Source organism: Mycolicibacterium madagascariense (assembly GCF_010729665.1).
Lineage (GTDB): Bacteria > Actinomycetota > Actinomycetes > Mycobacteriales > Mycobacteriaceae > Mycobacterium > Mycobacterium madagascariense.
In genome coordinates this window covers 3,521,514-3,544,758 of the sequence record NZ_AP022610.1, presented here as the reverse complement: position 1 = coordinate 3,544,758, position 23,245 = coordinate 3,521,514, and the positions used below count along the sequence as shown (strand labels likewise).

Genomic DNA, 23,245 nt, shown 5'->3' with positions numbered 1-23,245 from the left:
ACATGCTTCGGGTGGCGGTGCCCAACAAGGGCGCGCTGAGCGAGTCCGCCGCGGAGATCCTGTCCGAGGCGGGCTACCGGCGCCGGCGCGACCCCAAGGACCTGACCGTCGTCGACCCCGCCAACGGCGTCGAGTTCTTCTTCCTGCGCCCCAAGGACATCGCCATCTACGTCGGCTCGGGGGAGTTGGACTTCGGCATCACCGGCCGCGACCTCGCGGCCGAGTCCGACGCGCCCGTTCGGGAAAGGCTGGCGCTCGGCTTCGGGTCGTCGACGTTCCGCTACGCGGCGCCGTCGGGCCGGGACTGGGCCGTCGCCGACCTGGCGGGCATGCGCATCGCCACCGCCTACCCGAACCTGGTCCGAAAGGACCTGGCCGCCAAGCGCATCGAGGCCACCGTCATCCGGCTCGACGGCGCGGTGGAGATCTCGGTGCAGCTCGGCCTCGCCGACGTCATCGCCGACATCGTCGGCACGGGCCGCACGCTCGGCCTGCACGGCCTGGTGGCGTTCGGGGAGCCGCTGTGCGACTCCGAGGCCATCCTCATCGAGCGGGCCGACCCCGACGCCGACACCGCCAAGGCGCGCGACCAGCTCGCCGGACGGGTGCAGGGCGTGGTGTTCGGGCAGCAGTACCTGATGCTCGACTACGACTGTCCGCGTTCGGTTTTGGACCGCGCGACGGCGGTGACGCCGGGTCTGGAGTCGCCGACGATCGCTCCACTGGCCGATCCGGCGTGGGTCGCGGTGCGCGCCCTGGTTCCGCGTCGCACCGTCAACGCCATCATGGACGAGCTGGCCGACATCGGCGCGAAGGCCATTCTGGCCTCCGACATCAGGTTCTGCCGCTTCTAACCGGCCCGGGTGTTAGCTTTCTCCAGAATCGCGAGCGGCCGGGAGGCTCCATGACACAGGCATTCGTAATCGGGCTGGCGCTCCTCATCGGCATCGTCGCGGGACTTCGGGCGATGACGGCGCCCGCCGTCGTCGCGTGGGGCGCCCACCTCGGCTGGCTCGACACCAGCGACCGGTGGTCGCACTGGGTGGGGAGCTGGATCACCGTCGCGGTGCTGACCGTGTTCCTCGTCGTGGAGCTGGTGACCGATCAGCTGCCGAAGACGCCGAGCCGCACGACGCCACCGCAATTCGTCACCAGGATGGTCACGGGGGCGTTCGCGGGGGCGGTGATCGGCAGCGCCTGGCACCACACGTTCATCGCGATCGGCGGAGGAATCATCGGCGCCGTCCTCGGCACCCTCGGTGGTCACGCGGCCCGGCGCCGTCTCGTCGCCGCCAACGGGGGCCGAGACCTGCCGATCGCTCTGCTGGAGGACGCGATCGCCGTCCTCGGCGGTTTCGGAATCGTGGCGCTCGCCTCCACACTGCCCCCCTTCACCGGCTGAGATCGCGGTCGTGACAACGAGATTCGACGCCATCGTCGTCGGTGCCGGGCAGGCCGGACCACCCCTGGCGGGCCGGCTCACCGCGCAGGGCCGCACCGTCGCGGTGATCGAACGCAAGCTCGTCGGCGGCACCTGCGTCAACTACGGCTGCATCCCCACCAAGACCCTGGTCGCCAGCGCGCACACCGCGCACACCGCCCGCCGCGGCGCGCAGTACGGCATCGGCACCGGCGAGGTGACCGTCGACATGGCGGCGGTCAAGGCCCGCAAGGACAGGATCATGCTCGACGACCGCCACGGCGTCGAGTCCTGGCTGGAGGGCATGGACGGGTGCACCCTGATCCGCGGCCACGCCCGGTTCGAGGGCCCGCACACCCTGCGCGTCGACGACCAGGTGCTCGAGGCCGACCAGATCTTCCTCAACGTCGGAGGCCGCGCGACCGCGCCGAACATTCCCGGCCTCGACGAGGTGGACTACCTCACCAACGTCGGCATCCTGGACCTCGACGAGCTGCCCGAGCACCTGGTGATCATCGGGGGGAGCTACATCGGCCTGGAGTTCGCGCAGATGTACCGCCGCTTCGGTGCGCGCGTCAGCGTGGTCGAGCGCGGCCCGCGGGTGACCGCGCGCGAGGACGAGGACGTGTCCGCGGCGATCCAGGAGATCCTGGAGGCCGAGGGCATCGACGTGCACGTCGGTGCGACCGGTATGCGAATCGACAAGCGGGACAACGGATTCGCCCTGTATCCGCGCGACGGTGCCGACCCCGTCGAGGGCTCTCACCTGCTGGTGGCGACGGGGCGGCGGCCCAACACCGACGATCTCGGCCTCGACGTCGCCGGAATCGAGACCGACGCGCGCGGGTACGTCGTGGTCGACGATCAGCTGCGCACGACCGTGCCGGGCGTCTGGGCGATGGGCGACTGCAACGGCAAGGGGGCGTTCACCCACACCTCCTACAACGACTTCGAGATCGTCGCGGCCAACCTGCTCGACGGCGACCCGCGCCGCGTCAGTGACCGCGTGCCGACCTACGCGCTCTACATCGACCCGCCGCTGGGGCGGGCCGGGCTCTCGGCCGACGAGGTGCGCCGGTCCGGTCGCGAGGCGCTGGTCGGAAAGCTGCCGATGGCCAAGGTCGGTCGCGCGGTCGAGAAGGGCGAGACGCAGGGCTTCATGAAGGTCGTCGTCGCCGCCGACACGCACGAGATCCTCGGGGCGGCCATTCTCGGCGTCGGTGGCGACGAGGTGGTGCAGGACATCCTCGACGTGATGACCGCCAAGCTGCCCTACACCGCGATCTCGCGGACCATGCACATCCATCCCACGGTAAGCGAGCTGGTCCCCACGTTGCTGCAGGAGCTGACCCCGCTGCAGTGACCCCCGTCGGATCGACGTATAGCTAGCCTATCGATCCGGTAGTATTTGTCTTTGCCGTTAATTCGACGTGCGAAGGGTCTGCGTGCGCGCAGACGTCCACCGGGGGGTCGCATGGATCGACACGACGTGACCGACGCCGCCCGCCGCCGCCACCTCGAACGCCTTCTCAGTGCCGACCTGCGCGAGCTGACCGCCCAGACGGAGTGGACCACCCGCGAGTTCGCCGAACGAACCCAGTTGTCCAACAACGAGTTTCGTGCGCTGATCTTCGTGGTCGTCTCGGAGTCGACGCCGGAGGAGATGACGGCGACGGTGCTGCGCAAGCAGATGGGATTGTCGGCCGCCGCCATCACCTCGCTCGCGCATCGGCTGGCCGAGGGCGGCTTCCTGCACAAGGAGAGCTACCCGGGGGACCGGCGCAAGGTCATCCTCCGTCCCACCGCGCACGGTGCGGACGCGGTGCGCGGATTCTTCGCGGCCGTGGCGCGCGACACCCACGTCGCCATGGCGGATCTGCCCGACGAGGATCTCGAGGCCGCTCACCGCGCCTTCGCCGCGCTGGTCGAGGCGATGAAGGACTTCCGCGCCCACTCCGAGGACTGAGCCGTCGCCCCACCCGAACGGGTTCTGCGACTTGGGTTTACGTCGACCCGGTTTGTGCCCGGATGCGCGGGGTAAGGCTCAGGGGCCGCGCCACCGCGGCAACGGAGAGGAGTCCTCGATGAAGGCAGTCACCTGGCACGGCAAGCGAGACGTCCGCGTCGACACGGTCCCGGACCCGGTCATTCAGGATCCGACCGATGCGATCATCGAAGTGACGTCGACGAACATCTGCGGATCCGACCTGCACCTGTACGAGGTGCTCGGGGCGTTCATGAACCCGGGTGACATCCTCGGCCACGAGCCCATGGGCGTCGTGCGCGAGGTCGGGGCCGGCGTGACCAACCTGGCGGTGGGCGACCGGGTGGTGATCCCGTTCCAAATCTCCTGTGGCAGCTGCTACATGTGCGACCAGGACCTCTTCACCCAGTGCGAGACGACGCAGGTGCGCGAGCAGGGCATGGGCGCCGCGCTGTTCGGCTACTCCGAGCTCTACGGCTCGGTGCCCGGCGGTCAGGCCGAGTTGCTCCGCGTGCCGCAGGCGCAGTTCACCCACGTCAAGGTGCCCGACGGCCCGCCCGACTCCCGCTTCGTCTACCTGTCCGACGTGCTGCCCACCGCGTGGCAGGGCGTGCAGTACGCGGCCATTCCCGACGGCGGTTCGGTGACGGTGCTCGGCCTGGGGCCCATCGGCGACATGGCCGCGCGGATCGCTGCGCACCTCGGGTACCGCGTCATCGCGGTGGACCGGGTGCCGGAACGGTTGGCCAGGGCGGCGGCGCGCGGCATCGAGACGGTCGACCTGCGCGACCACGAGGGCGACCTCGGCGACGCGATCCGGGACATGACCGACGGGCGCGGCACCGACTCGGTGATCGACGCGGTCGGCATGGAGGCGCACGGCTCGCCGGTGGCGAAGGTCGCCCAGCAGCTGACCGGTCTGCTGCCCGACGCGCTGGCCAAGCCGATGATGCAGAAGGCGGGCGTCGACCGCCTCGGCGCCTTCTACTCCGCCATCGACGTCGTGCGCCGCGGCGGAACGATCTCGCTGAGCGGGGTCTACGGCGGCATGGCCGACCCGCTGCCGATGCTGACCCTGTTCGACAAGCAGATCCAGCTGCACATGGGGCAGGCGAACGTGAAGCGGTGGGTCGACGACATCCTGCCCCTGCTGACCGACGAGGATCCGCTCGGCGTCGACGACTTCGCGACGCACACGCTGCCGCTGGCCGAGGCGCCGCACGCCTACGACATCTTCCAGAAGAAGCAGGACGGCGCGGTCAAGATCGTCCTGACGCCCTAAGGGGGATGGGCGGGCGGGCCGGGGGCCCGGACTACTGGGGTCCGCGCCCGGTGCCGTCGTCGAGCACGATGTCGACGGCGGCGGTGATGACGTCGTCGGAGGCCAGTCGGCCATACATCAGCGCCGGGCAGGCGACGACGCCGGTCAGCATCTGCACCACCGCTTCGAGCGCAGGCCCGGAGAATCGGTCGGAGAGCATCTCGTACATCTGATGCTGGCCGTCGGTGTTGACCTTGTTCCTGATCTGCGCCATCTGCTCGACCGACGCCCACTGCGCCATGCCCGCCAGGATGCGGTCCAGCCGCAGTTCGTCGATCGCGTTGCGGAACACCTGGAGTTCGGCGATGACGTCGGCGCGGAGGTCGCCGGTGAGTTCGTGGTGCGGCATGTCGCCGAGCGTCTCGATCGCCATGGCGATCAGGTCGAGGCGGCCGGGCCAGTGCGCGTACAGCGTCGTCTTCGAGTAGCCGGCGAGCTCGGCGACCCGCGCGTGCGTCACCGCGTCAGAGCCCTCGGTGGTGAGGACTTCCAGCGCGGCGCGGGCGACGTCGGCACGGGTGCGCGCCACCCGTGCGTCCTCGGCCGGTTCGCCCGACCTGCCCTCTGCCGCTGCCACGAGAGTGCATCTCCTTCGCCTGCCGGACGGCGCCGTGTGACACGCGTCGACTGGAAGTTAACTGATGAACACCCAAGTCAGTAATGGCCTTGACATTCACTATTGAACGTTTACTCCACTAGTGTACGGGGCATCAGCGTTTTCGAACGGACGACGCCACGATTCGTGACGCCGATGACACCGAATCATCTCGAGAAGGAAACCCATGCCAGCCGTGCTCTTCGGATCCATCAGCAGCCTCGCCGACACCTCGGAGCTGCAACGTCAGGCCTTCAACGACGCGTTCTCCGCGTACGGACTGGACTGGGAGTGGTCACGTGACGACTACCGCTCCATGCTCGGCTCCAACGGCGGCGCCCAGCGGATCGCCGACTATGCGGCCGCCAAGGGGGCCGACGTCGACGCCGCCGCCGTGCACGCCAAGAAGTCCGAGATCTTCCAGAGCCTGCTCGCCTCGTCGTCGATCTCCCCGCGCGAGGGCGTGGTCGACGTCGTCGAGGAGGTCAAGCGCAGCGGTCAGAAGCTCGGTCTGGTCACCACGACGTCCAAGGCCAACGTCGACGCCCTGCTGTCGGCGCTCGAGCCGCACCTGGACGCCGGCGCGTTCGACCTGATCGTCGACCTCGACAAGGTTTCGACCCCCAAGCCGGATCCGGCCGCCTACGCCTATGCGCTCGAGCAGCTCGGCGAAGACGCGAGCCACGCCGTCGCCATCGAGGACAACCCCGGTGGGGTCAAGGCGGCGACCGCAGCGGGCATCGATTGCGTGGCCTTCCCGAACGAGAACACGGCGGGCAGCGACTTCGCCTCCGCCGCCGAGACGGTGAACGCGCTCGACGCCGCCAAGGTGGTCGGAATGGCCACGTCGTGAGCACCGCCCCGGACCATCCCCCAGCCATCGACCTAGGAGCAGCCCGATGAGCAACATGCAGGCCAGTGTCACGGTCAGCGACAGCGCGTTCCACGTCAAGGGTTACGAACGCATCGAGTACGACCTGATCTACGTCGACGGCGTCTTCGACGTGGCGAGCACCGCACTGGCGGATTCCTACCGCAGCTACGGTCGGGCGCTCATGGTGATCGACGAGACCGTGCTGCGCATCCACGGTGATCGCATCCGCGCCTACTTCGACCACCACGGCATCGCGCTGACGGTCCTGCCGGTGCAGATCCGCGAGACCGCGAAGTCGCTGGAGACCTTCGAGTGGATCGTGGACCGCTTCGACGAGTTCGGCCTGGTGCGCACCGAGCCGGTGCTGGTCGTCGGCGGTGGGCTGACGACGGACGTCGCCGGGTTCGCCTGCGCGAGCTACCGCCGCAGCACGCCCTACATCCGCATCCCCACGACGCTGATCGGGCTGATCGACGCCAGCGTGTCGATCAAGGTCGCCGTCAACCACGGCAAGCACAAGAACCGCCTCGGCGCCTACCACGCGTCGGAGAAGGTGCTGCTGGACTTCTCGTTCCTGGCGACTCTGCCCGAGGATCAGGTGCGCAACGGCATGGCCGAGCTCATCAAGATCGCCGTCGTCGGCAACGCCGAGATCTTCGAGCTGCTCGAAGCGCACGGGCCCGACCTGCTGCGCACCCGGTTCGGCTACGTCGACGGCAGCCCCGAGCTGCGGGCGGCCGCCGAGCGGATCACCCACCAGGCCATCGCCACCATGCTGGAACTGGAGGCGCCCAACCTGCACGAGATCGACCTCGATCGGGTGATCGCCTTCGGGCACACGTGGAGCCCGACACTCGAGCTCACCCCGCCGGTGCCGTTCTTCCACGGTCACGCCATCAATGTCGACATGGCGCTGTCGACGACCCTGGCCGAGCGTCGCGGTCACCTGTCGGTGGCCGACCGGGACCGGGTGCTCAACGTCATGAGCTCACTCGGCCTGGCGCTGGACAGCGAGTACCTCACCCCCGAGCTGCTCGAGCAGGCAACGGCGTCGATCCTCAAGACCCGCGACGGCATCCTGCGCGCCGCGGTACCCGATCCCATCGGGCGCTGCCGCTTCCTCAACGACGTCAGCCCGGGCGAGCTGACCGACGCACTCGAGCTGCACAAGAAGATCTGCCTGGACTTCCCGCGCGCGGGCGATGGCGTGGACGTCTTCACGCTGCCCGAGGTGCGGGAGGCCAGGTGAGCGTGGCGGCCGCCGAACCCAACGGGACGCTTGCCCCGCCGCGTCCGGTCACCCCCACCACCATCCTGGCCCGCGAGCTCGACGAGCTCTGCCAGGCGGTGGGGGCGACCGGCGCGGACGCCGGCCTCCTCGACCGGTTGCGCCGGGCCCGGGACCTGGCCGCCGGCCTGGATCCGTACCTCGACCAGTGCACGACGGTCGAGTCCGCGGATCTGGCCGAGCTGGCCAGCCGGACCAGTGCGATCGACTGGACCGCCGACGCCGCGGGTGGTGGCCGCCTCGAGCAGGAGATGCTCTCCGGGCACGTCGAGGGGCAGGTGCTGAAGTTCCTGCTGCACCTCGCCGACGCCACCAGGGTGCTCGAGATCGGCATGTTCACCGGCTACTCGGCGCTGGCGATGGCCGAGCAGTTGCCCGCCGACGGCGTCGTGACGGCCTGCGAGATCGACGAGGCCGTCGCCGACGTCGCCCGCGAGCAGTTCGCGCGGTCGGCGGCCGGTCGCAAGATCACCGTGGAGGTCGGGCCTGCGCTGGACACCCTGCGCAGGCTGGCCGACCGGTCCGAACCGCCGTTCGACTTCGTGTTCATCGACGCCGACAAGGCGGGCTACCTCGGCTACGTCGACTTCCTGCTGAACAGCAGTCTGCTGGGGCCACGTGCGGTCATCGCCGTCGACAACACCCTCATGCAGGGCCAGCCCTACCTCGACGGCCCGCACACGGCCAACGGTGCGGCGATCGCGGAGTTCAACGCCGCGCTGACCGACGATCCCCGCGTCGAGCAGGTGGTGATCCCGCTGCGCGACGGCCTCACGCTGATTCGGCGGACGCCGGCGTGACGGCGATCCGCGAGCACGCTTCGGCGACCACTGCGACCACTGCGACCACGGCGCCCGCGGCGCTCCGGCCGCGGCTGCGCGACGCCAACCCCGCCCGCACGTTCGCGGTGTTCGGCGCACTGCTGGCCACGCTGCCGGTCGACCTGATCCTGGTCGGCGGCGCGCTCGCGTCGGGGCGTCGAGACCCGTTGGCGCACAATGATTCCGGCGCGCGTCGGACGATTCTGATCAGTGGCGGCAAGATGACGAAGGCGCTGCAGCTGGCGAGATCGTTCCATTCGGCCGGGCACCGGGTGGTGCTGGTCGAGTCGGCCAAGTACCGCCTCACGGGCCACCGGTTCTCCCGCGCGGTGGACGCCTTCCACAGCGTGCCCGAGCCGACGGCTCCCGGTTACGCCGAGGCCATGCTCGACGTGGTCCGCCGGGAACGGGTCGACGTCTTCGTCCCGGTGTCGAGCCCCGCCTCGAGCGTGCCGGAAGCCGACGCGCGCGCGCTGCTCGACCCGTACTGCGAGGTGCTGCACGTCGACGCGACGATGGTGCGCGCGCTCGACGACAAGGCCGAATTCTCGCGCATGGCAAGGTCTTTGGGGCTGCGGGTGCCCGACTTCGCCAGGATCACCGACGCCCAGCAGGTCGTCGACTTCGACTTTCCGCCCGGGCGCAGCTACATCCTGAAACGGATCGCCTACAACCCGGTCGGCCGGATGGACCTGACCAGGTTGTCCAGGGACACCCCCGAGCGCAACGCCGCCTTCGCGCGGTCGCTGTCGATCTCGCCGGAGGACCCGTGGATCCTCCAGGAGTTCGTCCAGGGCCGCGAATACTGCACGCACGGCACCGTGCGCAACGGCTCGCTACAGGTGTACGGATGCTGCGAGTCCTCGGCGTTCCAGATCAACTACGCCCACGTCGACAAACCCGAGATCCGGTCCTGGGTCGAGGACTTCGTCGGTGCGCTCGGCGTGACGGGCCAGCTCTCGTTCGACTTCATCGAGGCGGCCGACGGTCATCCGTATGCCATCGAGTGCAACCCGCGCACCCATTCGGCGATCACGATGTTCTACGACCACCCCGAGGTGGCGGCGGCCTACCTCGACGACGGCCACCGCGGCATCGTCCCGCTCGCCGGGTCGCGCCCGACCCACTGGATCTACCACGAGCTGTGGCGGCTGATCACGCGGCCGGGGCGCAGGCAGCGGGCCGCGGCGATCGCGCGCGGCAAGGACGCCATCTTCGCCTGGTGGGATCCGCTGCCGTATCTCGCGGAGCACCATCTGCAGATCCCCGCGCTGCTGCTGAAGAATCTGCGGGCGCGGCGGGGATGGACGAAGATCGACTTCAACATCGGCAAACTCGTCGAGCAGGGAGGCGACTGACGTGGGTGGGCACGGCACGGCCGGGCGGCCCCTGTCGGTGCTGCACCTCGTCGGGTCGCCGGTCGACGAGTTCTTCGCCGACCTGTCGCGGCTCTACGCCGGCGGCGCGCTGGCGGCCCTGGCCTCCGACGAGCGCTACGAGCATCACCTCGCGCACGTGGCGCCGGGCGGGTCGTGGACCTTTCCCGCCGGTCTGGGCGCTCCGGCGCTGGCCGCGGCGGTCCCCATGTCGCCCAGTGACGCCATCGCGCACGTGGCGCGCCTCGGCATCGACGTCGTGGTGCCGCAGATGTTCTGCAGACCCGGCATGACCGCCTACCGCGCGCTGTTCGACGTCCTCGGCATCCCGATCGTCGGCAACCCGCCGGAGGTCATGGCGATCGCCGCGGACAAGGCCGCCGCGAGGGCCATCGTCGCCGCCGCCGGCGTTGCCGTGCCCGCGGGTGAGGTGGTGCGGACCCCCGGACCGCCGCCGCTGCCGCTGCCGGTGGTCGTCAAGCCCGTCGACGGTGACAACTCGATGGGCGTGACCCTGGTGCGCGACGAGCGGCAGTACGGTCCCGCGGTGGCCCACGCGCTCGCCAACGGCAGCGCCGCGCTCGTCGAGACGTACGTGCCGCTGGGCCGAGAAGTGCGGTGCGGCATCATCGTTCGCGACGGAGAGCTGGTCTGTCTGCCGCTCGAGGAGTACTCGGTAAACCCGGACTCCAAGCCGATCCGCACCAGCGAGGACAAACTCGACCGCTCGGGTGACGGCGACCTGTTCCTCGTCGCGAAGGACGCGCGGCGCGCCTGGCTGGTCCCCGAGGACGACCCCGTCACCGACGCGGTGTGGGCGGCCGCGCGACGTTGCCACGAGGCGCTCGGCTGCCGGCACTACAGCCTGTTCGACTTCCGGATCGACCCCGACGGGCTACCGTGGTTCCTCGAAGCCGGACCCTACTGCTCGTACGCCCCGAGCAGTGTCATCGCGATGATGGCCGCCGCCAGGGGCATCGACGTGTCGGAGCTGTTCGCGATCGCCCTGCGCGAGCTGGATCTCGAGGAGGCACGGTGCTCGATCACCACCCCATGAGCCCGCTGGGCGCCGTGGTCACGGGCGTGTCGGTCGACACGCTGTCCGCCGGCGACGTCGCGGCGCTGCGGACCCTGCTGGCCGAGCACGGCGTGCTCGTCCTGCCCGACCAGGACGTCGACGACGGGCGCTTCCTGAACTTCCTGCGCAGCTTCGGGCCGACCACCTTCACCGAGGGCGAGACGCCGGTGCCCGGCTTCGACGAGCTCAACGTCATCTCCAACGTCGGGCGCGACACCCCACCGCGGTCGAACTTCCACACCGACACCAGCTATGTCCGAAACCCGCCCGCCTACACCGCATTACGTGCCGTGCAGGTGCCGGTGCGGGGCGGCCGGACGCAGTTCACCAACCAGTACGCGGCCTACGAGACGCTGCCCGCGGCCCTGCGCACGAGGCTGGCCGGGCGCACCGTGACCCACGTCGTCACCGGGCTCGACCTGCGCGAGGACCAGGAGACCACGGCCGATCACCCCCTGTTCCAGGTGCACCCGCTGTCGGGCCGCACCGCGATGTACCTTTCGACACCGAGGCGGTGCACCGCGATCAGCGGGCTGTCTGCATCGGAGGCCGCCGACGTGATCGACTACCTGTATGCCCATAGCACCCGTGAGGAGAACGTGTTCGCGCATCGATGGTCAGCTGGTGACGTCGTGATCTGGGACAACCGCTGTGTATTGCACCGCGCCGACCACGACGGGGTGCTCGGCGACCGCGTGATGCACCGCGGCATGGTGATCGATCCGGTGGGCGCCCGATGAGGCCCGACAGCGACCACGTGGTCGTCGTCGGCGCGGGGTTGGCGGGCCTGGCGGCGGCGCTGCACCTCGCCGGTCGCGGCCGTGCCGTGACGGTGCTCGAGCGCGGCGAGCATCCCGGTGGCCGGATGGGTCAGCTGGACGTCGGTGGCTACCGCATCGACACCGGGCCGACCGTGCTGACGATGCCGGACATCATCGCCGACACCCTCGCGGCCGTCGGCGAATCGCTGTCAGACCGGTTGGACCTGGTCCAGGTCGACCCGTCGTATCACACCCATTTCGCCGACGGCTCGACATTGGACGTGCACCGCGACGCCGACGCGATGGCCGACGAGATCCGCCGGGTGATGGGGCCCGGCGAGGCGCAGGGCTACCTGCGGCTGCGCGATTGGCTGACCGAGCTGTACCGCGTGGAGTTCGACGGCTTCATCGCGTCGAACTTCGACTCCCCGTTCTCACTGGTCACCCCGCAGCTGGCCCGGTTGCTCGCCCTCGGCGGCTTCCGGCGCTGGGAGTCGGTGATGCGCCGGTTCCTCACCGACGACCGCCTGCTGCGGGTGTTCTCCTTCCAGGCGCTCTACGCGGGCGTCCCGCCGCAGCGCGCCCTGGCCGTGTACGCCGTCATCGCCTACATGGACACCATCGCCGGGGTGTACTTCCCCAGGGGTGGCATGCGGGCGGTACCGGAGGCGCTGGCCGCGGCGGCCGCGGCCGCCGGCGTGGAGTTCCGGTACGGGGCCACGGTCTCGGCGCTGGAACGCTCGGGGGACCGGGTGACGGCGGTGCGCACCGAGGACGGGCAGCGGATCGCGTGCGACTCGGCGGTGCTGACCACCGAACTGCCCGACACCTACCGGTTGCTCGGACGCCAGCCCCGGCGACTGCTCAAGCTGCGGCCCGCGCCCTCCGCGGTCGTCGCGCACCTCGGGTGCCGGACCACCGCCGAGACCGACGACGGGCACCACACCATCCTCTTCGGCAAGGACTGGGACCAGACGTTCGTCGACATCATCGACGACGGACGCGTGATGTCGGACCCGTCGCTGCTGGTCACCAGGCCCACCGCCACGGATCGGTCGCTCGCGCCGCAGGGGCGCGACCTGCTCTACGTGCTCGCCCCCGCGCCCAACCTCGACCGTGGCCGGTTCGACTGGGCCCGCGACGGCGGCGCCTACGTCGACGGAATGATCGAGACCGTCCGGGACAGGATGCCCAACGTGGGCGAGGATCTGGAACTGTTGCACGTGGTGGATCCGGCCGGATGGGGGGAGCAGGGCATGTACGCAGGGACGCCGTTCGCGTTGGCGCACACGTTCTCGCAGACCGGGCCGTTCCGCCCGGCCAACCGGGTGCGCGGCATCGACAACGTGGTGCTGGCGGGATCGTCGACGGTGCCCGGGGTCGGCGTGCCCACGGCGCTGCTGTCGGGCCGGCTGGCGGCCGACCGCATCACCGGCAGCGTCAGTGGCCGACGGGGGCCACTGCTGCGGGGGGTGCGGTGATCCGTTCGGAACTGGACGCGGCGGGCGTGCACGACCACGCGCTGCGGGAGGCCTATCGCCGGGCCAGGAAGCTCAACGCCCAGTACGGGCGGACGTTCTTCCTGGCGACGCGCCTGCTGGCAGCCGAGCAGCGGCCGGCGGTCCACGCCCTCTACGGATTCGCCAGGATGGCCGACGACATACTCGACGACGTCGATCCCGACGTCGCGGTCGCCGACCGGGGCGCCGCGCTGGGCGTCCTGCAGCGACAGCTCGCGGAGGGGCTCACCGGCGCCGTGCCGGCCGACCACCCCGTGCTGGCGGCGCTCGTCGACACCGTGCACCGGTATCGCATCGACCCGTCGCTCTTCGACGACTTCCTGGCGTCGATGCGGATGGACCTCACCGTCACCGACTATCCCGACCGGGCGGCGCTGCGCCGCTACACCTACGGCTCCGCCGACGTCATCGGGCTGCAGCTGCTGCCCATCCTCGGAACGGTCGCGTCGCCGCAGGACACCGCGCCGTACGCGGCCGCACTCGGCGAGGCGTTCCAGCTGACGAACTTCCTGCGCGACGTCGACGAGGACCTGGGTCGCGGCCGGGTCTATCTCCCGGCCGACGAACTGGCCGTCCACGGCGTCGACCGCGAGCTGCTGACGTGGTGTCGCGAACACCGGCGCACCGATCCGCGGGTGCGCACGGCGCTGGCCGAGCAGCACGCCGTCACCCGCAGCGTGTACGACTCTGCGCGCCAAGGCATTCCGATGTTGGCGCGGCGGTCGCGCCCCTGCGTCGCGGCCGCCCTGACGCTGTATTCGGAGATCCTCGACACCATCGAACGCAGCGACTTCGCGGTGTTCGGGCAGCGCGCGACCGTCGGCAACGCCCGCCGGGCGCGGGTCGCCGCGGGTGGCCTGCTGCGGGCGTGGGGCGCACGGATGTCGGACCGACACCCGAGGGGAACGTCGTGGACCGTTGGCAATACCTGATCGTTCTGGCGGCGTGCCTGGTCATCACTGCACCCTTGGAGTTCCTCGGCACCGGCGTGTACCGCTGGCCGCGGCGCCTGGCGTACGCGGTGCTCCCGGTCGCGCTGTTCTTCATCGCCTGGGACGCGGTCGCGATCGCCGCCGACGTGTGGCACTACAACCCGCGGTACCTCACCGGCTGGGACGTGCCCGGCCACATCCCGATCGAAGAGGTGGCGTTCTTCCTCGTCATCCCGGTGTGCGGGCTGCTGACCTACACCGCCGTCTCGCGCATTCTGGCGAAGGTGCGCAGCACCAGGGACGTACGCCGGTGACCGGACTGGGCTACACCCTGCCCGCGGTGCTCTCCGTCGTCGGAGTGTGCGCCTGGGAACACTGGATCCTGCGCACCGGCCTCTTCCGCAAGCCCGCGTACTGGATCTCGATGGCCATCGTCGTCTTCTTCCAGATCCTGGTCGACGGCTGGCTGACCAAACTGTCCGCGCCGATCGTGCTCTACGCCGACCGGCACACCACCGGCATCCGCTTCCCTTGGGACATCCCGATCGAGGACTTCCTGTTCGGGTTCGCCCTCGTCACCGCGGTACTGCTGCGGTGGGAACACCGCGGCGCCAAGGATCAGGAGGAAAGACGACCGTGACCCTGGGATCCAGCGGGTTGCCGCGCCACCAGGTGCCCGCCGCGTTCGACGTGGGCGCGGCCGCCTACGACCAACTCGTCGGAGCCAACCCCGGCTACCACGAACATCTGCGAATGTCGGTGCGCCGCATGCGCATTCCCCACCTCGGGCGGGGCCTGCGGTTGCTCGACGCGGGATGCGGCACCGGCGCCTCGACGCGGGCGCTGCTCGAGGTGCTGCCGGAGGCCGAGGTGGTGGCCATCGACGCGTCCGCGGGAATGCTCGCCGAGGCGGCGACCAAGGCGTGGCCCCCGTCGACGCGGTTCGTGCACAGCCGGGTCGAGGATCTGGCCGAAGCCGGGGTGGAGGGTCCGTTCGACGGCATCTTCGCCGCCTACCTGGTGCGCAATCTCGCCGACCCCGACGAGACCCTGCGCCGGTTCCGGGCGCTGCTGCGCCCCGGCGCGACGCTGGCCCTGCACGAGTACTCGGTGCGGGATTCGGTGCGCGCGCGGGCCACCTGGAACGCGGTCTGCTGGGGTGTCATCATCCCGATGGGGCGCCTGCGCACCGGCGACGCCACGCTGTATCAGCACCTGCGGCGCAGCGTCACCGAGTTCGACGGCGCCTCGGCACTGCGAAACCGCCTGCGCGCCAACGGTTTCACCGGTGTGCACAGCGAGACCGTGCACGGCTGGCAGCGCGACGTCGTGCACACCTTCCTCGCGGACGCGCCGTCGTGACCGACCGGCGGATGGAGACCCTGGCGGCCCCGGCCGGTCTGCCGCATGCGAGCTGGCTGTCGTCGGTGCCCCGCACGGTGGTGGTCGGCGGCGGCATCGCCGGACTGGCCGCCGCGACCGGGCTCGCCGAACGCGGCGTCCAGGTCGACGTCGTCGAACGCGAGGCCTACCTCGGCGGGCGGGTCGGCGGGTGGACCGAGGAGCTCGACGACGGCTCGACGGTCACCATGAACCGCGGCTTCCACGCGTTCTTCCGGCAGTACTACAACCTGCGAAACCTGTTGCGGCGCGCCGATCCCGGGCTGTCGATGCTGGCCCCGGCGACCGACTATCCGCTCGTCGACGCCGACGGACGGCAGGACACCTTCCGAGGTCTGCCGCGCACGCCACCGCTGAACGCCCTGGTGTTCGCGCTGCGCAGCCCCACCTTCCGGCTGCGCGACCTGGTGCGGATCAACGCCAGGGCGGCAGCCCCGCTGGCCGCGGTGTCGGTACCCGCCATCTACGGCCTGCTCGACGACACCGACGCGGAGACCTTCCTGCGGCACATCAACTTTCCCGACGCCGCCCGGCATCTGGCCTTCGAGGTGTTCTCCCGCAGCTTCTTCACCGAACCCTCGGAACTGTCGGCGGCCGAGCTGGCCACGATGTTCCACATCTACTTCCTGGGCTCCAGCGAGGGATTGATCTTCGACGTCGCCGTCGACGACTTCGCCATCGCGCTGTGGAATCCGTTGCGCGCGTATCTGGATTCACTCGGCGTGCGGTTTCACACGGGGGTGTCGGTGGAATCCGTGCGTCGCGGCCAGGAATTCGAGGTGCACTGCGACGACGGCAGCAGGCTCACCGCCGACGGCGTGGTGCTCGCGACCGACACCGGCGGGCTGCGCGCCGTGGTCGACGGCTCACCGGACCTCGGCGACGAACCCTGGCGACGCGACGTCGCCGGGCTGCGGACCGCCGCCCCGTTCACCGTGCTGAGGCTGTGGCTGGACCGACCGGTCGACGCGGACCGACCGGCGTTCCTCGGCGTCGGCGGACATCCTCCGCTGGACAACGTCAGCGTCGTCGACGCCTACGAGCACACGGCGGCCCAATGGGCCGAGCGCACCGGGGGATCGGTGCTCGAATTGCACGCCTACTCCGCGCCGGGCAACGGCGAGGAAGTGTGCAAGCAGCTCGTCGAACGGATGCACGAGCTCTACCCCGAGACCGCCGGGGCGCGCGTCGTCGCCCAGCGCGTGCTGCGGCGCGAGGACTGCCCCCGCTTCGGACCCGGGGACTTCGCGCACCGGCCGACGGTCGTCACGCCCGATCCCGGTCTGGTGCTGGCCGGCGACGGCATCCGCATCGATCTGCCGGTGGCACTGATGGAACGTGCGGCGACCACGGGTTGGGTCGCGGCCAACCGGCTTCTGGAGCACTATGGCCTGGGGGGCCACCCGCTCTACAGCGTCCCCACCCGGGGTCGGTCGAACACGTTGCGGCGGTTGGCGATCGCCGGGGAAGGACAGCTGAGGACATGAGTATGCGCGACGCCGTCGCGGCCCGCGTGACGGCCGTGTCGAAGACGGTGGCGAAGGCCAACCCGTTCACGGTCCTGCCGCGGCTGCAGTGGGAACGGCAGCGCCCGACCTACCGCGACGCGCAGCCCGCGATCATCGAACACGCGCTGCGCCGAGCCACCGCCCGCCCGAGCGGCAACTGGTTCGCCTTCGCGGCGAGCACGGACGTGGGGACCAGGCGACCGTTCGGCACGAAGATCGCCGGCCACGAGGTGGTCGTCTGGCGCGAACCCGACGGCCGGCTGCACGCCGGGCCGGGGGCCTGCCCGCACCTGGGCGCCGACCTGTCGACCGGCGCCCTGGACTGCGGACAGCTGGTCTGCGCGTGGCACGGGTTGAAGCTGAGCGGAGCCAGGCACGTGGGCTGGACCCCCTATCCCGTGCACGACGACGGGGTGTTGCTCTGGGCCAGGATGGACCACGTGGGCGGCGAAAAGGCCACGCCCGAGCCGATTCTGCCGCAGCGACCCGACGGCGCCTCCGTCCACGCGGTGACCCGTCTGGTCGGCACCTGTGAGCCCGCCGACGTCATCGCCAATCGGCTGGATCCCTGGCACGGCAGCTGGTTTCATCCCTATTCGTTCGCGAGCCTCGACGTGCTCAGCGCACCGCCACCGGGCCTGGACCTGCCCGCCGAGGCCGACAACTTCCAGGTGGCGGTGACCTTCCACATCGGTCGCATCGGCGTGCCCGTCATCGCCGAGTTCACCTGCCCGGAGCGGCGGACCATCGTGATGCGGATCGTCGAGGGGGAGGGCAGCGGCAGCGTCGTCGAAACCCACGCCACGCCAATCGGTCCCGGCCCGGACGGGCGTGCGAGGACGGCGGTGATCGAAGCGGTCATCGCCCATTCCGACCGGCCGGGTTTCGTGCACGCCCTGCGCGGCGGCCCGGTGCTGCGGCCGTTCATGCGCCACGCCGCCAACCGGCTGTGGCGTGACGACCTGGTCTACGCAGAGCGTCGCTACGACCTTCGCAGCAAACGCTAACCCCGGGCCTGCCGAAAACTGGCAGATTCAGCCAAAAGGCTTGTAAGGTCGGATCGGGCCGAGCCTAGGGGGCGGACGTGGGCGACGGGATGACGGGTTGCCCGACGGCGCCGACCGAGAACTCCGACGCCGCTGTGCTGGACGTCGCTGCCTCCGGTGCCGGTCTCGAACCGGCGTTTCAGCCCGTCGTCGCGCTGGACGACCGCACCGTCGTCGGTTTCGAAGCGCTCGCCCGTTGGCCGGGGTTGGGCAACCCCAACCCGCAGGCCGTATTCGCTCGTGCCAGGGCGACCGGCCGGCTCGACCACCTCGACCGGGCGTCGATCGACTCGGCGATCGACACCGCGCTGGCGCTGGGGCTGGCCCGCGGCACCCTCCTGATGGTCAATTGCGAGCCGACCAGTGCGTACCTGGGCCGGCCCCGGGATTCGGCGCTGGCCCGCGCCCACGACGAGTTCCAGCTGATGTTCGAACTGACCGAACGCCATCTGCTCGCCCATCCCCGGGCGCTGCTGGACAAGGTGGTCGCGCTGCGGGCGGACGGCTTCGCCGTGGCCCTCGACGACGTTGGCGCACACCCCGATTCGCTGGCGCTGCTCGACGTCATCTGCCCCGACATCGTCAAGCTCGACATGCAGCTGGTCCAGTCCGACCCCGGGGAGGACCAGACCCGGACGCTGTCCGCGGTGCTCGCCCACCACGAGCGCACGGGGTCGATCCTGCTCGCCGAGGGCATCGAGTCCGAGGAGCACTGCGAGCAGGCGCTCGCGTTGGGGGCCACCCTCGGTCAGGGCTACCTGTTCGGCCGCGCCGAGGCGACGACGCTGCAGGCGTCGGCGGTGTGGTCGCCGCCGCCGATGAAGCATCCCATCCAACCCGTGTCGGCGTCACCGTTCGACACCGTCGCCGCGGCCACGGCCGTGCGCACCGCCCGCAAGGCGACGCTGATCCCGTTCTCGCGCCACATCGAAGCGCAGGCCGAGAACGCCAGCGACCCGTCGATCGTGCTCACCACGATGCAACGCGCCGCGAACTTCTCGGGGTCCACCCGGGACCGCTATGCCACGCTCGCGGCGACCTGCCCGCTGGTGGCCGTGTTCGGCCGGGGGTTGCCGGTCGAGTTGGGAGCCGGCGTTCGGGGCGTCGACCTCGCCGCCGACGATCCGTTGTGCACGCAGTGGATCGTGGTGGTCCTCGGGCCGCATCACGCCGCGGCACTGGTGGCGCGCGAACGGCCAACGGAGGCAACCGGGCCCGAGGGCGACCGCCGGTTCGATCTCGTCATCACCCATGACCGGGTTCTGGTCACCATCGTCGCGCGCAGCCTGCTGGGTCGAATCCCCTGACGCGTGCTCCGATTCCGCGCGGCTGGACCGTGCGCCCGGGGTCCCGTCGCGTCGCGAGGTGTAACCGCCCCGGTAGCGGGTAGGTCATCGAGGGAATTCGAATCGATCAGCATGTGGAGGTAGGGATGGCGAATGGCATTGCGACGGTGTGGATGCCCGTCGACGACATGGCCAGGGCGCTCAAGTTCTATGGCGAGACCCTCGGGTTGACGGTCAAGAACGAGGGCGAGGACTGGTCGGAGTTGGACGCGAACGGTGTGTCCATCGGGCTGAACGCGCGGGAGGACACGCACACCGAGAGCGGTGGTGGGGCCATCCTGACGTTGCAGCCCGACGGCACCCTGTACGACGAGCTGGTCCGGCTCACCGACGCGGGCGTGACGTTCGTGGGCGAGGTCGCCGACCGTCCGTGGGGTCGCGTCGCGTCGTTCAAGGACTCCGAGGGCAACGACCTGCAGCTGTACGAACCCCCGTCGGAGTAGCGGCGGCGCCAGTGTGAAACCCGTTGCGCCGCAAGGGCGCAACGGTTCAGGCAGGAGACGGGCCGGTGTCACGGCCCACGACAAGGAGATGCGCAGTGGCCCAACCCATCAGCTCGGAGGACACCGCGGCACCGCCCGTCCCGCCCACCGACCAGTCGCCGTCGACGAGCCACGAGACGCCGCCGATGGAGGTCTGGCCGGGGAAGGCCTATCCGCTGGGCGCCAGCTACGACGGCGGCGGCACCAACTTCGCGCTGTTCAGCGAGGTCGCCGAGCGGGTGCGGCTGTGCCTGTTCAGCGATGACGGCGCGGGTGGTCTGCAGGAGACCCAGATCGATCTCCCCGAGGTCGACGCCTTCGTGTGGCACGCCTACCTGCCCGGGATCGAGCCGGGGCAGCGGTACGGCTACCGCGTCGACGGACCGTACGATCCGGCGTCCGGGCAGCGCTGCAATCCGAACAAGCTGCTGCTGGACCCCTACGCGAAGGCGATCGACGGCACGTTCGACTGGAACCAGTCACTCTTCAGCTATGACTTCGGTGACCCCGACAGCCGCAACGACGAGGACTCGGCGGCCAGCATGCCGAAGTCGGTCGTCATCAACCCGTTCTTCGACTGGGGCACCGATCGCCCGCCGCAGCACGAGTACGCCGACTCCGTCATCTACGAGGCCCACGTCAAGGGTCTGACGCAGACGCACCCCGACATCCCGGAGCAGAGCCGCGGCACCTACGGTGCGATCGCGCATCCCGCCGTCGTCGAACACCTCAAGGAGCTCGGCGTGACGGCGATCGAGCTGATGCCGGTGCACCACTTCGCCAACGACTCCACCCTGATCGACAAGGGGCTGTCGAACTACTGGGGTTACAACACCATTGGGTTCTTCGCCCCGGACTCCAAGTACAGCTCGTCGGGTACGCCCGGCGGCCAGGTGCAGGAGTTCAAGACCATGGTGCGCACGCTGCACGAGGCGAACATCGAGGTGATCCTCGACGTGGTCTACAACCACACCGCCGAGGGCAACCACATGGGGCCCACCGTCTCGCTGCGGGGCATCGACAACGCGGCCTACTACCGCCTCGTCGACGACGACCAGCGCTACTACATGGACTACACCGGCACCGGCAACAGCCTCAACGTCGGTCACCCCCATTCGCTGCAGCTGATCATGGATTCACTGCGGTACTGGGTGACCGAGATGCACGTCGATGGGTTCCGCTTCGATCTGGCCTCGACGCTGGCGCGGGAGTTCTACGACGTCGACCGGCTGTCGGCCTTCTTCGAACTGGTTCAGCAGGACCCGACGGTCAGCCAGGTCAAGCTCATCGCCGAGCCGTGGGACGTCGGCCCCGGCGGCTACCAGGTCGGCAACTTCCCGCCGCAGTGGACGGAGTGGAACGGCAAGTACCGCGATGCGGTGCGCGACTTCTGGCGCGGCGAGGACGCCACGTTGGGCGAGTTCGCGTCGCGGTTGACCGGGTCACCGGACCTCTACGAGCACACCGCCCGGCGGCCGGTCGCGTCGATCAACTTCGTCACCGCCCACGACGGCTTCACGCTGCGAGACCTGGTGTCCTACAACGAGAAGCACAACGAGGCCAACGGTGAGGACAACAACGACGGCGAGTCCAACAACCAGTCGTGGAACTGCGGGGTGGAGGGTCCGACCGACGATCCCGAGGTGCTGGCCCTGCGTGCCCGGCAGGTGCGCAACTTCCTGACGACGACGCTGCTGAGCCAGGGCGTGCCGATGATCTGTCACGGCGACGAGCTGGGCCGCACCCAGGGCGGCAACAACAACGGCTTCTGCCAGGACAACGAGATCACCTGGATCGACTGGTCGACCGCCGACGCCGACCTCATTGCGTTCACCGCCGCGGTCTCCGAGGTCCGGGCGGAGCATCCCGTGTTCCGCCGCCGCCGCTTCTTCGACGGCCGCCCAGTGCGTCGACGCGGTGCCGAGGGTCAGCCCGACATCTCGTGGTTCCGGCCGGACGGGTCGGAGATGAGTGACGAGGACTGGGATTCGGGCTTCGGCAAGTCGGTAGCCGTGTACCTCAACGGTCAGGGCGTCCCCGACCGGGACTCCCGTGGGCAGCGCATCACCGACGACTCGTTCGTGATGTGCCTCAACGCCCACCACGAGCCCATCGACTTCACGTTGCCCCCCGCCGAGTTCGGCCCCTCCTGGGTGCCGGTGATCGACACCGCCACCGCCACCGGACGGTCCGAGGACGTCGACCACGTCGACGCCGGTGGGTCGGTGACCGTCGAGGGACGCGCGACCCGGCTGTTCCGCGCCGTCACCGGGTAGGCCCGCGCGCAGGTGCGGCGGTGGGGACCGCGGTCAACCCATGCGCGAGTCGAGGGCCTCGACGCCGTGCCACGTGAGCCGCACCGCCGTGCCGCCGTCGTCGGTGTCGATCCTGGTGTGGTCGGCCAGTGCGCGCATCAAGGGTATGCCGCGGCCGCGGTGCGACGGAGCCGGGCTGGTGACGAGGGGCGCCAGCCGCCACTCGCCACGGTCGACGACGGTCACCGCCAGGGTCCGATCACCCGGGTCGTAGGACGCGTGCACGTCCATGGTGGGGTCGGTGGCGGTGGCGGCCTCGACGGCGTTGGCCAACGCTTCGTAGACGGCGAGCGCGACGTCGCTGGTGCGATCCCGGTCGAGCGCGAAGTGATGCTCGAGCCAACGGGTCAATTCGGTGCGGACGAGCGTCGCACCGGCGGGGTCGGCGCTGATGCCCGACCACTCCACGCGCGATCGTTCTACGGGCTCCAGTGGTGCCGGCCCGGGCAGCGCCGATTCGTTCATGTCTGGCGCGTGGTACCCATTGCGATCATCGTTCAATCAAGCCGTTTGGAAATGCCGGGGGAGGGAAGCCCGCACCCATGACCAACGACGTCGAGAAGCGTTGGCACGACCCAGGCGCCCTGCGCGCCGCGATGATCTATTCGGCCGTCGTGGTGGCGGTCGGCGTCGTCGCGTGCACGGTGTACGCCGTCGGCGACCAGCACGACGTCACGCGGGCGTTCGCCACCCCCGTCGTACTGTTCGCCGGTGCGCTCGGCGCCTTCGCCAAGACCTATCGCGACTGGCGGTCGGGACGCACGTGGCCCATCTGGCATGGAGCCGGATGGTTTCTGCTCACGACGACACTGCTGTCGCTGAGCATTCCGTCGTTCGGTCTCACCGCGTACAGCCGGTGAGCCGGACCGCGGCGGTTAGAGCGCGCTGACGCCCGTGGCCTGAGGACCCTTGGGGCCCTGCTCGACGTCGAAGCGCACGCGCTGGTTTTCCTCCAGCGACTTGTAACCGCTTCCGCCGATGGCCGAATAGTGCACGAAGACGTCCTTCGAACCGTCGTCAGGGGTGATGAAGCCGTAGCCCTTCTCACCGTTGAACCACTTCACGGTTCCCTCTGCCATGCCCGTCCACTTTCCTCGTCGGTCGATCCGGTGACACCGCGCTCGCGCAGGGCAACCGCGTGGTGCAAACCTTACGCGGCCGCGCGCGATCCGGTCGG

Annotated in this window: 25 protein-coding genes; 22 read left to right on the top strand and 3 right to left on the bottom strand. The window is 69.9% G+C overall.

Annotated features, from left to right (window positions below; translation table 11 throughout):
- Positions 1-2: 2 nt before the first annotated feature.
- The 5 genes from hisG to G6N60_RS16670 all read left to right on the top strand — a co-directional run bounded on the left by hisG (position 3) and on the right by G6N60_RS16670 (position 4,686).
- The gene (hisG, locus tag G6N60_RS16690; RefSeq protein ID WP_163744090.1) at positions 3-854 is read left to right on the top strand and encodes an ATP phosphoribosyltransferase; all 852 of its coding nucleotides are present in this window, start codon (positions 3-5) and stop codon (positions 852-854) included.
- Positions 855-904: 50 nt separating this feature from the next.
- Entirely contained in the window at positions 905-1,402 is a 498-nt protein-coding gene (locus tag G6N60_RS16685; protein WP_163739355.1) for a DUF4126 family protein, read from the top strand.
- Positions 1,403-1,412: 10 nt separating this feature from the next.
- On the top strand, positions 1,413-2,783 hold the full coding sequence (locus tag G6N60_RS16680; protein WP_163739353.1) for an FAD-containing oxidoreductase: 1,371 nt from the start codon (positions 1,413-1,415) through the stop codon (positions 2,781-2,783).
- 111 nt (positions 2,784-2,894) lie between these two features.
- Entirely contained in the window at positions 2,895-3,386 is a 492-nt protein-coding gene (locus tag G6N60_RS16675) for a MarR family winged helix-turn-helix transcriptional regulator (RefSeq protein WP_220100366.1), read from the top strand.
- A 118-nt stretch (positions 3,387-3,504) separates the two neighbouring features.
- On the top strand, positions 3,505-4,686 hold the full coding sequence (locus G6N60_RS16670) for a zinc-dependent alcohol dehydrogenase (RefSeq protein WP_163739349.1): 1,182 nt from the start codon (positions 3,505-3,507) through the stop codon (positions 4,684-4,686).
- A gap of 31 nt (positions 4,687-4,717) precedes the next feature.
- On the opposite strand, the gene G6N60_RS16665 is transcribed toward G6N60_RS16670, so the two are convergent.
- Complete coding sequence (locus G6N60_RS16665) at positions 4,718-5,302, bottom strand: TetR/AcrR family transcriptional regulator (RefSeq protein ID WP_163739346.1); 585 nt, start codon at positions 5,300-5,302, stop codon at positions 4,718-4,720.
- Between the two features lie 205 nt (positions 5,303-5,507).
- On the opposite strand from G6N60_RS16665, the gene G6N60_RS16660 reads away from it, so the two are divergent.
- The 16 genes from G6N60_RS16660 to glgX all read left to right on the top strand — a co-directional run bounded on the left by G6N60_RS16660 (position 5,508) and on the right by glgX (position 22,029).
- Positions 5,508-6,173, top strand: coding sequence for an HAD-IA family hydrolase (locus G6N60_RS16660; RefSeq protein WP_163739344.1), 666 nt, complete (start codon positions 5,508-5,510; stop codon positions 6,171-6,173).
- Positions 6,174-6,219: 46 nt separating this feature from the next.
- Positions 6,220-7,443: a sedoheptulose 7-phosphate cyclase gene (locus G6N60_RS16655; protein ID WP_163739342.1), complete on the top strand. Its 1,224-nt coding sequence runs from the start codon at positions 6,220-6,222 to the stop codon at positions 7,441-7,443.
- On the top strand, positions 7,440-8,282 hold the full coding sequence (locus G6N60_RS16650) for an O-methyltransferase (protein WP_246240771.1): 843 nt from the start codon (positions 7,440-7,442) through the stop codon (positions 8,280-8,282). The genes G6N60_RS16655 and G6N60_RS16650 overlap by 4 nt, the downstream gene beginning before the upstream one ends.
- On the top strand, positions 8,279-9,661 hold the full coding sequence (locus G6N60_RS16645) for an ATP-grasp domain-containing protein (RefSeq protein WP_246240770.1): 1,383 nt from the start codon (positions 8,279-8,281) through the stop codon (positions 9,659-9,661). Before G6N60_RS16650 ends, G6N60_RS16645 begins: the two co-directional genes overlap by 4 nt.
- A 1-nt stretch (position 9,662) precedes the next feature.
- Complete coding sequence (locus tag G6N60_RS16640; protein WP_163739340.1) at positions 9,663-10,736, top strand: D-alanine--D-alanine ligase family protein; 1,074 nt, start codon at positions 9,663-9,665, stop codon at positions 10,734-10,736.
- Positions 10,715-11,497, top strand: coding sequence for a TauD/TfdA dioxygenase family protein (locus G6N60_RS16635; protein WP_246240768.1), 783 nt, complete (start codon positions 10,715-10,717; stop codon positions 11,495-11,497). The genes G6N60_RS16640 and G6N60_RS16635 overlap by 22 nt, the downstream gene beginning before the upstream one ends.
- Positions 11,494-12,999 carry a phytoene desaturase family protein gene (gene crtI, locus G6N60_RS16630; protein WP_163739338.1) on the top strand — a complete coding sequence of 502 codons (1,506 nt, stop codon included), beginning with the start codon at positions 11,494-11,496 and terminating at the stop codon, positions 12,997-12,999. The genes G6N60_RS16635 and crtI overlap by 4 nt, the downstream gene beginning before the upstream one ends.
- Entirely contained in the window at positions 12,996-13,970 is a 975-nt protein-coding gene (locus G6N60_RS16625) for a phytoene/squalene synthase family protein (RefSeq protein WP_163739335.1), read from the top strand. The genes crtI and G6N60_RS16625 overlap by 4 nt, the downstream gene beginning before the upstream one ends.
- Positions 13,949-14,284: a lycopene cyclase domain-containing protein gene (locus G6N60_RS16620; RefSeq protein WP_163739333.1), complete on the top strand. Its 336-nt coding sequence runs from the start codon at positions 13,949-13,951 to the stop codon at positions 14,282-14,284. Before G6N60_RS16625 ends, G6N60_RS16620 begins: the two co-directional genes overlap by 22 nt.
- Positions 14,281-14,610, top strand: a complete 330-nt coding sequence (locus tag G6N60_RS16615; RefSeq protein WP_163739331.1) for a lycopene cyclase domain-containing protein — start codon at positions 14,281-14,283, stop codon at positions 14,608-14,610. The genes G6N60_RS16620 and G6N60_RS16615 overlap by 4 nt, the downstream gene beginning before the upstream one ends.
- Positions 14,607-15,332, top strand: coding sequence for a class I SAM-dependent methyltransferase (locus G6N60_RS16610; RefSeq protein WP_163739329.1), 726 nt, complete (start codon positions 14,607-14,609; stop codon positions 15,330-15,332). The genes G6N60_RS16615 and G6N60_RS16610 overlap by 4 nt, the downstream gene beginning before the upstream one ends.
- The gene (locus G6N60_RS16605; protein WP_372510915.1) at positions 15,329-16,858 is read left to right on the top strand and encodes an FAD-dependent oxidoreductase; all 1,530 of its coding nucleotides are present in this window, start codon (positions 15,329-15,331) and stop codon (positions 16,856-16,858) included. The genes G6N60_RS16610 and G6N60_RS16605 overlap by 4 nt, the downstream gene beginning before the upstream one ends.
- Complete coding sequence (locus G6N60_RS16600) at positions 16,855-17,886, top strand: Rieske (2Fe-2S) protein (RefSeq protein ID WP_246240765.1); 1,032 nt, start codon at positions 16,855-16,857, stop codon at positions 17,884-17,886. The genes G6N60_RS16605 and G6N60_RS16600 overlap by 4 nt, the downstream gene beginning before the upstream one ends.
- 77 nt (positions 17,887-17,963) lie before the next feature.
- Entirely contained in the window at positions 17,964-19,232 is a 1,269-nt protein-coding gene (locus G6N60_RS16595) for a sensor domain-containing phosphodiesterase (protein WP_246240763.1), read from the top strand.
- A gap of 125 nt (positions 19,233-19,357) precedes the next feature.
- On the top strand, positions 19,358-19,714 hold the full coding sequence (locus G6N60_RS16590) for a VOC family protein (protein WP_163739327.1): 357 nt from the start codon (positions 19,358-19,360) through the stop codon (positions 19,712-19,714).
- Between the two features lie 185 nt (positions 19,715-19,899).
- Entirely contained in the window at positions 19,900-22,029 is a 2,130-nt protein-coding gene (gene glgX / locus G6N60_RS16585; RefSeq protein ID WP_163744075.1) for a glycogen debranching protein GlgX, read from the top strand.
- A 33-nt stretch (positions 22,030-22,062) separates the two neighbouring features.
- Here glgX and G6N60_RS16580 read toward each other — a convergent pair whose 3' ends face one another.
- Positions 22,063-22,533, bottom strand: a complete 471-nt coding sequence (locus G6N60_RS16580; protein ID WP_163739325.1) for an ATP-binding protein — start codon at positions 22,531-22,533, stop codon at positions 22,063-22,065.
- 77 nt (positions 22,534-22,610) lie between these two features.
- Here G6N60_RS16580 and G6N60_RS16575 point away from each other — a divergent pair, with 77 nt between their 5' ends.
- Complete coding sequence (locus tag G6N60_RS16575) at positions 22,611-22,928, top strand: hypothetical protein (RefSeq protein WP_163739323.1); 318 nt, start codon at positions 22,611-22,613, stop codon at positions 22,926-22,928.
- A gap of 15 nt (positions 22,929-22,943) precedes the next feature.
- Here G6N60_RS16575 and G6N60_RS16570 read toward each other — a convergent pair whose 3' ends face one another.
- Positions 22,944-23,147, bottom strand: a complete 204-nt coding sequence (locus tag G6N60_RS16570) for a cold-shock protein (protein ID WP_163739321.1) — start codon at positions 23,145-23,147, stop codon at positions 22,944-22,946.
- Positions 23,148-23,245 lie beyond the last annotated feature (98 nt).